Annotated in this window: 13 protein-coding genes; 8 read left to right on the top strand and 5 right to left on the bottom strand. The window is 60.6% G+C overall.

Annotated features, from left to right (window positions below; translation table 11 throughout):
* Positions 1 to 53 precede the first annotated feature (53 nt).
* Positions 54 to 992, bottom strand: coding sequence for a LysR family transcriptional regulator (locus tag LMTR21_RS09205; protein ID WP_065751272.1), 939 nt, complete (start codon positions 990 to 992; stop codon positions 54 to 56).
* Positions 993 to 1,114: 122 nt separating this feature from the next.
* On the opposite strand from LMTR21_RS09205, the gene LMTR21_RS09200 reads away from it, so the two are divergent.
* The 4 genes from LMTR21_RS09200 (at position 1,115) to LMTR21_RS09185 (ending at position 4,712) form a co-directional block, all read left to right on the top strand.
* The gene (locus LMTR21_RS09200; RefSeq protein WP_065751273.1) at positions 1,115 to 2,155 is read left to right on the top strand and encodes an LLM class flavin-dependent oxidoreductase; all 1,041 of its coding nucleotides are present in this window, start codon (positions 1,115 to 1,117) and stop codon (positions 2,153 to 2,155) included.
* 28 nt (positions 2,156 to 2,183) lie between these two features.
* Positions 2,184 to 2,798, top strand: coding sequence for an NADPH-dependent FMN reductase (locus LMTR21_RS09195; protein WP_065751274.1), 615 nt, complete (start codon positions 2,184 to 2,186; stop codon positions 2,796 to 2,798).
* A 66-nt stretch (positions 2,799 to 2,864) separates the two neighbouring features.
* On the top strand, positions 2,865 to 3,644 hold the full coding sequence (locus LMTR21_RS09190; protein ID WP_065751316.1) for an alpha/beta fold hydrolase: 780 nt from the start codon (positions 2,865 to 2,867) through the stop codon (positions 3,642 to 3,644).
* 120 nt (positions 3,645 to 3,764) lie between these two features.
* Entirely contained in the window at positions 3,765 to 4,712 is a 948-nt protein-coding gene (locus LMTR21_RS09185) for a Bug family tripartite tricarboxylate transporter substrate binding protein (protein WP_210250568.1), read from the top strand.
* Here the strand turns inward: LMTR21_RS09185 and LMTR21_RS09180 are convergent.
* On the bottom strand, positions 4,699 to 5,664 hold the full coding sequence (locus LMTR21_RS09180; RefSeq protein ID WP_065751276.1) for a LysR family transcriptional regulator: 966 nt from the start codon (positions 5,662 to 5,664) through the stop codon (positions 4,699 to 4,701). The two genes, LMTR21_RS09185 and LMTR21_RS09180, sit on opposite strands and share 14 nt — an antisense overlap.
* 97 nt (positions 5,665 to 5,761) lie before the next feature.
* Here LMTR21_RS09180 and LMTR21_RS09175 point away from each other — a divergent pair, with 97 nt between their 5' ends.
* The 3 genes from LMTR21_RS09175 (at position 5,762) to LMTR21_RS09165 (ending at position 8,108) form a co-directional block, all read left to right on the top strand.
* Positions 5,762 to 6,085, top strand: coding sequence for a Dabb family protein (locus LMTR21_RS09175; protein ID WP_065751277.1), 324 nt, complete (start codon positions 5,762 to 5,764; stop codon positions 6,083 to 6,085).
* The gene (locus LMTR21_RS09170; protein ID WP_065751278.1) at positions 6,082 to 7,161 is read left to right on the top strand and encodes a maleylacetate reductase; all 1,080 of its coding nucleotides are present in this window, start codon (positions 6,082 to 6,084) and stop codon (positions 7,159 to 7,161) included. The genes LMTR21_RS09175 and LMTR21_RS09170 overlap by 4 nt, the downstream gene beginning before the upstream one ends.
* 62 nt (positions 7,162 to 7,223) lie before the next feature.
* Positions 7,224 to 8,108: an intradiol ring-cleavage dioxygenase gene (locus LMTR21_RS09165; protein ID WP_065751279.1), complete on the top strand. Its 885-nt coding sequence runs from the start codon at positions 7,224 to 7,226 to the stop codon at positions 8,106 to 8,108.
* A 63-nt stretch (positions 8,109 to 8,171) separates the two neighbouring features.
* Here LMTR21_RS09165 and LMTR21_RS09160 read toward each other — a convergent pair whose 3' ends face one another.
* Positions 8,172 to 8,558, bottom strand: a complete 387-nt coding sequence (locus LMTR21_RS09160) for an SDR family NAD(P)-dependent oxidoreductase (protein ID WP_065751280.1) — start codon at positions 8,556 to 8,558, stop codon at positions 8,172 to 8,174.
* Positions 8,559 to 8,565: 7 nt separating this feature from the next.
* Positions 8,566 to 10,509, bottom strand: a complete 1,944-nt coding sequence (locus tag LMTR21_RS09155; protein ID WP_141688150.1) for a spermidine synthase — start codon at positions 10,507 to 10,509, stop codon at positions 8,566 to 8,568.
* Positions 10,510 to 10,854: 345 nt separating this feature from the next.
* Between LMTR21_RS09155 and LMTR21_RS09150 the strand changes: the two genes are divergently transcribed.
* A complete protein-coding gene (locus LMTR21_RS09150; RefSeq protein ID WP_065751282.1) occupies positions 10,855 to 11,340 on the top strand; it encodes a hypothetical protein in 486 nt (161 codons plus the stop codon).
* Positions 11,341 to 11,794: 454 nt separating this feature from the next.
* Here LMTR21_RS09150 and LMTR21_RS09145 read toward each other — a convergent pair whose 3' ends face one another.
* On the bottom strand, positions 11,795 to 12,265 hold the full coding sequence (locus LMTR21_RS09145; protein WP_063799647.1) for a hypothetical protein: 471 nt from the start codon (positions 12,263 to 12,265) through the stop codon (positions 11,795 to 11,797).
* Between the last annotated feature and the right edge of the window lie 30 nt (positions 12,266 to 12,295).

The following is a 12,295-nucleotide window of genomic DNA, read 5'->3' as shown; positions in this document are numbered from 1 at the left end:
TTGTACTGACATTTCAGGGGCGTCGGCGAGCTTCAACCGCTACCGCCCCTCCCTTACCCAAACGTCATTTTCGCGGCCGGTGTCCGATCAATTTCGGCCGCGACGTCGGATATGATCTCGCGCATCCACACCAGTGCGGGATCCGAATGAAAGGAAGCCGGCCACTGAAGGATCTCTCGAAATCCTGAAATGCGGACCGGTGCACGCAACAGCTTCAGGGGAAAGTTTCGCGCAAAGACGGCGGCGAGGCGCTCATGCATCGTCGCGACACGGTCTGTTCCGATCACCATCGTCGCCATGGTGGTAAAGTTCGGTGCAACGACCTCGATGCGTCGTTTGTAACCTAATTTGACCAGCGCCCGCTCCTCAAAGGCAGCCCTGCGAGTGGGGCCGAACTGTGCGGTCACGTGTCCAAGTTGAAGGTAGCGGTTGAGCGACACCGAACGTCCGATCTTGCGGCTCCCGGTCCAGGCAACGCAGCAGAATTCGTCGGCGAACAGATACTGCTTGGGATGACCATCAAGAACGTCGACATCGGGCACGATGACAAAATCCACATCGCCGCGTTGAAGCTGGTCATGCACCCGATCATTGAACGGGAAAAGCTCGAAGGATATTCCCGGCGCACTTTGATACACACGCTTCATCACAGGGTGCATCAATACCATGCTCGCATAGTCGGAAACGACTATCCGAAAGCGCCGCTGCGAATTCGCTGGCTCGAACCTCGGCACAGAGATCAAGTTGGCTCGAATTCGCAGCAGTATGTCGCGCGTCGGCCGTTCGAGCGATTGCGCCAGTGGCGTCGGTACCAGCTTTCGCTTTGAAATCGTGAAAATCTCGTCGTTGAAATAGTCACGCAATCTGCCGATCGCGGCGCTCATCGCCGGCTGGCTGAGATGAAGGCGTCGACTGGCCCCCATCACACTGCGCTCCTCGAGGATCGCATCGAGAGCGATCAGCAGATTGAGGTCCAGGCCTTCGAACCGCATTTTCTGACATCCATTTTGTAAATACTACAGATCAATATAATCGATTTTTCAAATTTAAAAACCCGGTGTAGGCAAGAGATACGCAGCCAACCAAGAAACCGTCGTCCACCGGGAGGGATACGTTGATCAAGCCATGGATTTTTGAATTCATGCAGGCCCCGAATCTGAGCGATCGGGAGACGCCGCCGAGTACTGCGACTGCCGTATTTGACGAAGGTTACGCGCTCTGGCTCGAAGCCGAAAAGCTGGGGTTCGAAGGAATATTCTTCAGCGAACATCACTTCGGTCTATCCTACAGCCCCTCTCCCAACCTCTTGATCGCCGCCATTTCCCGTCACACGACACGGCTGCGCCTGGGAACGATGGGAATGGTCGTGCCGTTCTACGAGCCATGGCGCATCGTCGAAGAACTGATGATGCTTGATCATCTGACGAACGGCCGCCTTGAAATCGGCTTTGCAGCCGGCGTGCCGCAAGAGCTCGCGCGGATTGGCTTGGGAATGCAGGAGTCCCGCGAGCGCTTCAACGAGGCTTTGGAAATCCTCGATGCTGCCCTCGTGAACCCCGTCATCAACCACAGCGGAAAGTACTGGAAGCTCGAGAACCTGACCCTGATGCCGAACGTCTTCCGGCAGCCTTCTCCGCCGAAATGGACCACTGTTGTGAGTACGGCGTCCGCGCAGAAATCTGCGCAACGCCGGTCCAAAATCTGCACCGGGTTCGAGTCCGTCGCCCGCATATCGGAAATCTTCGACGTGTATCGCAAGGAGGCTGCCCAACTGGGATTTGCGGCAGGGCCCGATCAGCTCGCAATCCGGCGCAACATCTCCATTTCACGGGATGCAGGCGAGGCGCGCGAGGAATCGCAGGCTGCGAAGGCGGCGACGCTGAAAGTTGTAGCTGGTGATCCGCGTGTCGTCGATCGGGGATCCTCATTGCTCGACGCACCGAGGGCCGGGGCCGGATTTTCACTGCATGACGACGACTACATCGCCGGCACGCCGGCGCAGGTCGCGGAGCAAGTCATCGATCAGTGCCGCAAATGCGGTGCGGGCCACTTCCTTGCAATGCTGGGCAGAAGCGTTACGGGGCGTCGCCGCGAAACACTCGCTCTTTTTGGCGAGGAGGTCGTCCCCCAATTGCGACGCGCGCAGATCGATTGATGAGTCCGCTGGATCGCTGGAGCATAGGATGATTCAGGATAGACCGCTCATTCTCGGGATTGGAGGAACCCCGCGGCGCGGGTCGTCTTCCGAACGTGCGCTCGCGATCAGCCTCAAGGCGGCCGAGGATAAGGGCGCAAGGACAATTCTTCTCTCCGGCGCAGAGCTGCTGCTACCGATGTACATCCCCGGACAGCCGCCGTCCGATCAGGCTTCGCGTCTGCTGGCCGCGCTTCGTGAATGCCAGGGGATTATCATCTCGTCACCCGCTTACCACGGGTCGATATCCGGATTGATCAAGAACGCCCTCGACTACGCAGAAGAACTCAGGACGGATGCGCGCGCCTACCTGGACGGAATGCCAGTCGGCTGCATCGCTTGCGCCGGCGGGTGGCAGGCAGTTGGTCAAACTCTGGCCGCTCTCCGGACCATTGCTCATTCCCTCAGGGGTTGGCCAACGCCATTTGGGGCGATGCTGAACACTTCCATGGCCTTGTTCGACGTCGAGGGCAATTGCACCGATGCGACAACCAGGCGTCAGCTCGAGACGGTGGGACACCAGGTGATCGATTTCGTGCACATGCAATCTCGCGGCAGGCAGCGCGCACACTCCATTCCGATCGATGCAATGGCCGCACCATAGTCCCCGCAAAGCCCAGAGGCGTTCGGCATTCTCCGAGAGTAACCCGCGGTCAGAAAGGTGTTTGACGTGACATTCGAAACGATAAGGCTCGACATTGATGCCGTCGACACCGTCATAAAGGTCATCGGAAACGGCCCGGCCGTCCTGGCGCTGCACGGAGCGGCAACAATCGAGGGACAGGAATGGGCGCGCGGATTGGCCGACAGGTTTCGAGTCTATCTGCCGTTCCACCCCGGCTTCGGCGAAAGCGGACCCGCGCCACATATCTGCGGGATGCAGGATCTGATCGTGCATAATCTGCGGCTCATCGCAGCGTTGGGTCTGGATCGGCCGCACCTCGTAGGTCACTCCATGGGCGGGTGGATGGCGGCTGAAATAGCGGCGGTCGCCGGCGAACGTTTTGCTCGGCTGGTGCTGAACGCGCCTGCCGGACTGAACCACCCCGACCATCCCAGCACCGACCTCCGTAAAGTCGCCCCACAGGATATGCCTCACTACCTGGCTCATCGTACCGAGATTGCAGCCCAATACTTTCCTGGCGGCTCACTCGCCCCTCCGCCCGAGCAATTCATTGCTGCAAGGGAAAAAGAGGGCAACGCGCTGAAGAACATCCAGAAGGCACACGGCATGGGGCATCCGAATCTCGGTCGGTGGCTAAGCCGGATACCCAACGAGACCCTGATCGTGTGGGGAGACAGAGACAGGATCGCACTTGCCGGTCAGGCAGAGATCTGGGCCGCGGCGATTCCGAAAGCGCGCACCCTTATCGTGTCCGGCGTCGGGCACTTGGCCATGCAGGAAGACCCCGCCTGCGTCACGGCGATTGGCGACTTCCTTGCAGCCTGAAGCGGGGCATTCGATCCGATGTCTCTCAGATAACGCGCGCGATGCTGTGGGTCGGATCGGGGATTTACCGACTTTCCTTCCAAAAAAATATAACCCAGGGAGACAAACATGAGAGCCATTGTGGTCGCGATCGCCTTCACCGCGAGCCTGATATCCACTTCGCTGGCACAGACCTGGCCCACCCAGTCCATTCGTCTCATTGTCAACTTTCCCGCAGGAGGAGCAGCAGATCAGCTTGCGCGCCTGATAGGTCAGCCTCTCAGCGACGTTTTCGGTCAGCCCGTCGTGATAGAAAACAAGGGAGGCGCTGGCGGAAATCTGGGCGGGGAAGCCGTGGCGAGGTCCGCGCCCGATGGCTACACCCTGCTGATGTCTTCAGGCGGGATGGTGGCGATCAATCCCCATCTCTATGCCAAGATGACCTTCGATCCCACGAAGGACATCATCCCCGTCGCTTCCGTTGCACGCGTCCCTTTCTATCTCGTCGTCCGGGCCAACAATCCAGCGCGTGATTTCAAGGAATTCATTGCCGACCTGAAGGCCAACCCGGGAAAGCGGAATTTTGGATCGCCCGGTATCGGCAGCTCTCCGCATCTTGCGGCAGAAATGCTGAAAAACATGACCGGAACCAATGCGGTGCATGTGCCCTATCGTGGCGCGGCGCCGGCACTCAATGACCTCCTTGGGGGACAACTCGACTTCCTGTTCGACCCGGGCATTGCCATCGAGCACGTGAAAGCCGGCACATTGCGCGCCCTTGCGATCGGAAGCCCGCAACGATCGCCCCAACTTCCTGATGTACCCACGCTCGACGAGCTCGGCCTGACCGGCTTTGACGCGGACGCGCTATTCGGCATCTACGCGCCGGCTGGAACCTCATCCGAGATCGTCGCGCGCTTGAACAAGGAGATCAATCGATCGCTTGCAAACGCCGCGATCAACGAGCGCATCGCGACCCTCGGAAATATCGCCGCACCAATGTCTCCGGAAGCGTTCAAGGAAAAGTCCCGAAAAGACTCCGAGCGGTTCGGCGCGATCATCCGCGAACGGGGCATTAGCGCCAACTAACCGGGAAGGACCCTGGCCCGAGCGCCTCTCCCTTGGCGGCGTCCATCCAGATGCCTGCCTCCGAATTCGCACGTATCTGGTTCACCACGAAATCGGAAAACACCCTGATCTTCGCCGGCAACCTGGTCCTGTTCTGGTAGGCGATGTTCATCGTGAGCAACGGCAGCTCCCAATCCATCAATATCGGTTTCAGCTTACCGGCCTGGATGTCGGCCTTCACGATGTAGAGCGGCTGGATAAGGATGCCGAGACCTGCAACTGCGGCAGTACGGATCACCTGGCCGTCATTGCTGTCGAGGGTCGGCGTGATGCGAATGGTCTGCGCCGCGCTGCCTTTGCGGAGCCGCAATGAATAGGGATCATTGGCGAGGTTGTAGATCAGCATGTTGTGATGCGCGAGATCCGCCGGCTGCTTCGGGCGCCCGTGGCTTGCGAGATAGGATGGCGCGGCGGCGAGCACGCGCCGCATCTGGCCTATGCGGCGCACGATGATGTTGGAGTCCGGCTCGTGCTCGCGCGTGCGGATCGCGACATCGATGCCCGCCTCGATGAAATCCGGATAGCGGTTGGCCGTGACAATCTGCACGTTGAGCTTTGGATAGAGCGCGCGGAAGGCCGGCAGCATCGGCGCCAGATAGATCATCGCGAAAGAGAGCGAACTCGTCACGCGCAACATGCCCGTTGGCGATAGTGCGCGATCGCTCACGGCGTCCTCGGCTTCGGCGAACTCGCTCAGCAGCGTGCCGCAGCGTTGCAACAGCTCCTGCCCCGCTTCCGTCAGCCACAGCCGGCGGGTGTTGCGTTCGATCAGCCGGACCGCGAGGCGCTCTTCCAGTGCGCTGAGATGCCGGCTCGCCGCCGCATTCGACATCCGCAAGCTCTCGGCGGCCTTGGAGAGGCTGCCAAATTCGGCCGTCTTGGAAAAAACCTCGAGCTGCAAGAGTCGGTCCATTTTTGCACTTTTCGGAAAAGAGACTTGCGAATTTTGACGTTTAATTCCGATTTCTGCAAGGCAGAATACGGCTGCGAACGGAAGGGAAATCAGGGAAATGCCGAGCCCGATCAGACACATCGTGATGTGGCGGCTGCGCGGGGAGACCGCCGAAGAACGCTTCGCCGCGCGATTGAAGGTCAAGACCCTGTTCGAGGGCCTGAAAGGCCGGATCGACGGCCTGACCCGGATCGAAGTCGGCCTCGATGTCAGCGACGTCGACTATGCCTGCGACGTCGTCCTGGTCTCCGAATTCACGGACAGTGCCTCGCTAAAGGCCTATGCCACGCATCCGGAGCATCTGCGGGTACGCGAGGAACTCGGCGATCTGCGGATCGGGCGCTTTCAGGTCGACTACAACATCGAAGAGGCCGGCGCATGATCGGTTCATTCACCTTCGAGAATCTGCCCTGCCGGGTCGTGTTCGGCAGCGGGACGCTCAACACAGCCAAAGCCGAGATCGAGCGTCTCGGCGGCACGCGCGCGCTGGTGCTGACCACGCCGCAGCAGGAGGCGCAAGGCGCGAAGCTCGGAGCCGCGTTGGGGCCGCTCTATTCCGGCATCTTCGCTGGCGCCACTATGCATACGCCGGTCGAGGTGACCGAGCAGGCGCTCGCGGCGATGAAGGCGTGCGAGGCCGATTGCATGGTGTCACTCGGCGGCGGATCGACGACGGGCCTCGGCAAGGCGCTGGCGTTGCGGACCGGCGTAAACCAGCTCTGCATTCCCACCACCTATGCCGGCTCCGAGATGACGCCCATCCTCGGCGAAACCAGGGACGGCGTGAAGACCACAGTGCGCAACAATGCCGTGCTGCCGGAGACTGTGATCTACGACGTCGACCTGACGCTGTCGCTGCCGGCCGGACTTGCCGCCACCTCCGGCATCAACGCGATCGCGCATGCCGTGGAAGCGCTCTATGCGCGCGACAATAATCCGGTGATCTCGCTGATGGCGGAGGAAGGCATTCGCGCGCTTGCGAACGCCCTGCCCGTCATTGCCGCGAATTCCGATGATCGCGGCGCCCGTACCGAAGCGCTCTATGGCGCCTGGCTTTGCGGCGTCTGCCTCGGCACTGTCGGCATGGCGCTGCACCACAAGCTGTGCCACACGCTCGGCGGCACCTTCGACCTGCCGCATGCGGAGACGCACACCATCGTCCTGCCGCATGCGCTGGCCTACAACGCCCCTGCGGTGCCTGAGGCGATGACGCGAATTGCGCGCGCGATTGGCGCAGCCGACGCGGCGCAAGGCCTCTACGATCTCGCCAGGCGGCTCAATGCAAAGCTGGCGCTGCGCGACGTCGGCATGCCCGAGAGCGGGATCGACAAGGCAGCCGATCTCGCCGTGACCAACGCCTACTGGAATCCGTGCCCCCTCGAACGCAACGCCATCCGCGATCTGATCGCACGCGCCTGGTCGGGCGAAGCGCCGCTCGCGACGAAAGCGGCCGCCTGAACAACATTCGATGCGTCCTGTCCTGCGTCGGCAAGCCAGGCTTTTTGATCCAAGGAGGCTTCATGCGTAACTTCAACGAGAACACGATCACCCATGCGGTGCTTGAGCGGATCAGCGGCGCGAGCGATCCGCGCGTCCGGCAGGTCAGCGAAGCGCTGGTGCGACATCTTCATGCCTTTGTGCGCGAGGTGCGTCCGACCCAGAAGGAATGGGAATACGGCATCGATTTCCTCACGCGCACCGGCCACATGTGCGATGACAAGCGCCAGGAATTCATCCTGCTGTCGGATACGCTCGGCGTATCCATGCTGGTCGACGCGATCAACCATCCGGTGCCCGAAGGCGCCACTGAAACCACGGTACTCGGTCCCTTCTTTGTCCAGGCCGCGCCGGAGAAGCAACTTGGCGACGCGATCTCCGGCAGCATGGAGGGCGACGCCATGATCGTGACCGGTTCGGTTTCGTCTGTCGATGGCAAGCCGCTCGCCGGCGCCGTGGTTGACGTTTGGCACTCGGATGACGACGGCTATTACGACGTGCAGCAGCTCGACAAGATCGGAGATCTGGCGATGCGGGCCCGTTTCCATACGGACAACAACGGGCGATTCCATTTCTGGTCGATCAAGCCGGCGGCCTATCCGATCCCGCACGATGGCCCCGTCGGCCAGATGCTGGAAGCGCAGGGCCGGCACCCTTGGCGACCAGCACATGTGCACTTCATGATCTCGGCCCCCGGATACGAGCAACTGGTGACACATGTGTTTGTGGCTGGCGACAAGTACCTCGATTCCGACGTCGTATTCGGCGTCAAGGACAGCCTGATCCGCGAGTTCGCTCGCCGACCACCAGGCTCCGCGCCGGACGGCCGTGCGATGGACACCGACTATTTCCACCTGCACTACGATTTCGGGCTCAAACTGGCTGCGAGCGAGGCCCGGGCGGCCTGATCCCGCTGACGTCGACTCCTCGAATCTGACGTTGTCAACGAACAAGCGCGGCGCCCAGGCGCGTCACACTGCGCGATTCTGGGTTGGCGAGCGCCCGCCTCCATCCGCGACGAGAACCGCTCCTGTGACAAAGGACGCGTCGTCGGATACCAGGAAGAGGCAGCAAGCGGCAATTTCAGCAGGCGCCACCATTCGTCCGAGCGCGATCTGCCGCTCGACCGATTGGAATTCAACTTCCGCTGTCGTGCCGTTCTGTTCCGCGAGCAGGCGCATTTCGTAGGCGCTCATCGGCGTCCGCACCCAGCCCGGTGCAACCGCATTGGCGCGTATGCCGTCGGCGCCATGCGCATAGGCGAGCGAACGTGTATAGGCGACGACGGCCGCATAGCTCGCGCTGTCCGGGCTTGCATTGAATGCCGCGACGGAAGCGATGAAGGGCGCAACCGGCATGTTCCCCTTACGCGGAACGAGCCGCGGTCCTGGGCATCAGGAGGAAAGCCGCAAGGTAGAGCAGGCCCGTCACGATCAGCAGATTGTTGTAGCCGATAACCAGCGCTGCATATTCCAGACAACCGCCGACGATCGCACCCAGCAGGTTGACTGCAAATGCCGCCTGCGAGTCTGACGAGTTCTGGAAGCGCTTCGAGAAGGCCACGTTCGCGAGGTAGATCGGTAGGAACGCCAGCAGGGTCGCGGCCAGCAGCCTGGGCGCAAAGGGGAGAGGCAGCAGCCACTCGGGACGGATGACCCAGGCTAGGGCCAGAGATGCAGCGACACCGGCGTAGACTACCGGCAGTGATGGCGTCCGGAACTTCCGCGTCGTCTCCACCGCAGCGAGCACGATAACCAGCACGCCGGCGAAGACCAGCGCGTTGACGAACCACGTGGTGCCGAAAAGGAGCGCGAAGGTCGCTACGTTCTTGGTCTCCAGCAGCAGGAACGCCGCTCCCATGAAGAACAGGTCGGCATAGGGGCGCATGTCCCGCAGCGGCCCGGCCAGCGTGCGTACGGCGACCAGGGACGTCAGGAGAACAGCGAGTAGCGTAATCGTATAGAGCGGGGGGAACGAGCCGCCCCTGAAGTAGAGGAACGGCATATTGTCGGTCGCCGGAGAAACCACGCCGTGCCGCGAATCCGGGGCCCAAGTCGTTTCGCAGCGCTGGTCCGCGGCCGTCATCCCGATTGTGATGACCGCGTGCGCACCGGCGAATGTGTCGACGCATGGAGCGTGCCCGAATACTGTAGCGGCGGTTCCGGCCAGCCTGTCGATGAGCCAGTGCTCCCGGTAGGCATTGTACATGGCGAAGGCGCCGTGGGGTTTCAGGTGCTCGCGCACGGAAGCCAGCGCTTCCTGCGTGAACAGGAATGACTCGAGCCGGATCTGCGAGGCCCCGCTGACCAGCGTCAACGAGTCGGGCAGCGCGAAAAGAACGAGGTCGTACTTGCGGCCCGTGCTTTCGAGGAATGCCCGCCCATCATTCGTGTGCATCGTCACCCGCTTGTCGGCGTATGGCCGATCGGGGTTCTGCTCCATGCCGATCTTGAGAATTCGCGGGTCGATGTCGACTGCATCGACATGCCGGGCCTGCTTGCGCAGGGCGATCGCCACGTCGGACCCCGACCCCGCTCCGATGATCAGAACGTCATCGAGGGGATTACCGGGCAGCCGAAGATAGGGCGTATCGTAGATTCTTTTTTCGCCCTGCTCCAGCTTCCACTTCGCGGGTGCCATCAACTGGTGGGGCACTCCGTTGACGCCGATGAGGAGCAGGTTCGGGTCCGCCGGGTCGACCTTCTTGGTCTCGACCTTGTAGTAGGGAGACCAGCTTACGCCAGGAGCCAGCGTCTCTTGCAGCAGCTTGCCGACCAGCATCAGCGCCCATGCGCAAGTCACAAGCCGGCGGGACGGACCGGCCAACACCAGATAGAGGATGAAAGCGATGAAACCCCAAACCACCGACGGCGCATGCAGAAAGCTCAGCGCCGTGAACGCGGATATGCCGAGCAGCGATCCGATCAGATCGTAGCGGTATGCCGTCAGGGGAGGCAGCTTGCCGAAACAGCGACCCACGACTTCGGCCGGCCCCGCCACGACGACTGCGACCATCGCGAAAATGATCGGCAGTGCGAGCCAGGCCGGCGGGCCGCTGGTTTCGAGCGAGGTGAAATAGATGACGTCGGACCCGGTCCGTTCGATCGTGACGGGGAACCAAAGCACGCCCACGATGAGAATGCTCAGCAGCGGCATCGATGCCGGCCATATGGACCAGCTTTTCCTGCTGATGAGGAAGCCCGCGCCGATACCGAGGAACGAACCCAGGAGAACGAAATTCGAAAAATACGACAGGTGAATAACGTTCGCGCCGAGCCATCGGATCAACGCAAGTTCGAGGAAGAGCATAAGGCAGGCTGCCAGCACCAGTCGAACGACCGTGCGCCCCCTGCTGCTGCTTGCCTTGGCATCGACCGTGGCGTGTGGCGGGGCGCCGTCAGCCGGCAAAGTGGAGTATGCTAGACCCGGATCAACTCGAAGCAAACTTCACCTCCTCTGTCCGCTGCGGAAGGGCAATAAGCCTCTCGCGCTGAAGATCGGTCATGGCACCGTTTCTCAGATAGCTTGCCAACGTACCGGATGACGACCTTAGGTAGATGTATCTGACAACTATCTAAGGTAGAGTTAACGCGGACGAGACTGGAAAGTGGCTGGCAGGATCTTACCAATGATCCGGGCTGGACCGAATTCGCGATGAGGGGAAAGAAGGCCGCGACACAAGCGGGTTTCGCGGGCGATGAGGCGGGACAGTTGTTCGGTGCGATTAACGAGCTGCGCAATAACGTCGCGGAGCATAGAGAAAATCCCAGAAGCGGCTATCTCGCATACGACGCGATCCATGGTCACTTTGAATTCGTCGTGGCTGACTCTGGTATTGCGGTCCTCAAGAGCCTCCGAACCCATCCGCACTATTCGCATGTCACCGATTCCGGGACTGCACTTAACCTCGCACTTAGCGAGGGTGTGTCGCGGCATTATAACGACAAGGACCGCGGCCCAGGATTTCGACCGATCTTCGTGGGACTTGCCAACGCGAGCGAGCATCTACGCTTCTGTTCTGGCGACCATACCAAGGAGCTTATCCGGGGGGCGGATCGCCGAGTGATTTCCAGCACGCGCCAGAAAGCGCCGCTTTCGGGTTTCTTCTGCTCGGTGAGATGCGCGCCCAATAGCAAGTGATTAGACGCGCAATAAAAGCGAGCAACAAGATGAAGTTAGTGGCCAAGAATTAGGCGGCGATGTCTTCCGCGTTACGCTTGTGAACAAGCTCGGTTTCGCGGATCAGGCTCAAGCCGGCGGACACGCTTCACCATCCGGCAACTGGCTTGCCGTCGTCGGCCGGTTTACCGACCCTGATCGGTCAGCAAATTGTTCATCGTCTTGCGATCGCGTTCGGAACGAGCGCCATCGACGCCTTCTACGGCGATCGCGATCGTGCGTTTTCGATTCTTGTGACCCGGCTTTTTTCTTTCAGACGACCCGGTGTTCGTGACCCGCATCACGGTGAAACCGAACAGCAGGCTTACTCTGCTGACCAAGGATTGAAAGGAGATCCCTCCCGCTCAACGCTATGCACAACGCGCATTTCGAAATTATCGGTACCGGCACTGCGGCGGCCGCTTTTTCGCCCGGGTCAAAGGCGAGATCGAATGGAAGCCAATATGCCTGTCGTCCTGTCGATGATGTTTACGGCCTGCTGAGTCTTGCCTTGCGCCAACGGATATTTTGCACACTGATCAGATAACTGAACCAGCCGTTTTCTTTCGCTCATCAAGATCGAGCTGCTGTTGTCGATGGCAAACTTGACGATACCCCGCATCGGATTGTTGTCGCCAAAGTCGGTCAGATCTTTCTCCATCGTGATCAGATAATCGTAGCTCGCTAGTTCGTCGGAGATCTGGAGAAGTTCCCGGATGATCTCGTTAATGCAGCCGGCGTCGCCGCTGGAAACATCGGGGCGCTTTGCGGTTTCGACAAGGTCGTTCATGAGGTTGGCAAAGAGTGGCTTAAGGCTCTCCGCCTGCCTGAAATCGCTTTCGGAGAGGATACCCGCGCAACACACACTGGGTAGGAACAGCCCAAGCGCCAAGCTTGCCGCCAGCATCTTTCGCTGCGCTCGCGCTGGGCACGAAAG

The sequence above is a fragment of the Bradyrhizobium paxllaeri genome (assembly GCF_001693515.2).
Classification (GTDB): domain Bacteria; phylum Pseudomonadota; class Alphaproteobacteria; order Rhizobiales; family Xanthobacteraceae; genus Bradyrhizobium; species Bradyrhizobium paxllaeri.
This window is presented reverse-complemented; position numbering and strand designations above follow the sequence as displayed.

Bases quoted from the DNA above. Each gene is read 5' to 3' on its own strand.
- LMTR21_RS09165 (WP_065751279.1), top strand. From the start codon at position 7,224: ATGCGTAACTTCAACGAGAACACGATCACCCATGCGGTGCTTGAGCGG.
- LMTR21_RS09160 (WP_065751280.1), bottom strand. From the start codon at position 8,558: ATGCCGGTTGCGCCCTTCATCGCTTCCGTCGCGGCATTCAATGCAAGC.
- LMTR21_RS09155 (WP_141688150.1), bottom strand. From the start codon at position 10,509: ATGCTCTTCCTCGAACTTGCGTTGATCCGATGGCTCGGCGCGAACGTT.
- LMTR21_RS09150 (WP_065751282.1), top strand. From the start codon at position 10,855: ATGAGGGGAAAGAAGGCCGCGACACAAGCGGGTTTCGCGGGCGATGAG.
- LMTR21_RS09195 (WP_065751274.1), top strand. From the start codon at position 2,184: ATGATTCAGGATAGACCGCTCATTCTCGGGATTGGAGGAACCCCGCGG.
- LMTR21_RS09180 (WP_065751276.1), bottom strand. From the start codon at position 5,664: ATGGACCGACTCTTGCAGCTCGAGGTTTTTTCCAAGACGGCCGAATTT.
- LMTR21_RS09145 (WP_063799647.1), bottom strand. From the start codon at position 12,265: ATGCTGGCGGCAAGCTTGGCGCTTGGGCTGTTCCTACCCAGTGTGTGT.
- LMTR21_RS09170 (WP_065751278.1), top strand. From the start codon at position 6,082: ATGATCGGTTCATTCACCTTCGAGAATCTGCCCTGCCGGGTCGTGTTC.
- LMTR21_RS09205 (WP_065751272.1), bottom strand. From the start codon at position 992: ATGCGGTTCGAAGGCCTGGACCTCAATCTGCTGATCGCTCTCGATGCG.
- LMTR21_RS09175 (WP_065751277.1), top strand. From the start codon at position 5,762: ATGCCGAGCCCGATCAGACACATCGTGATGTGGCGGCTGCGCGGGGAG.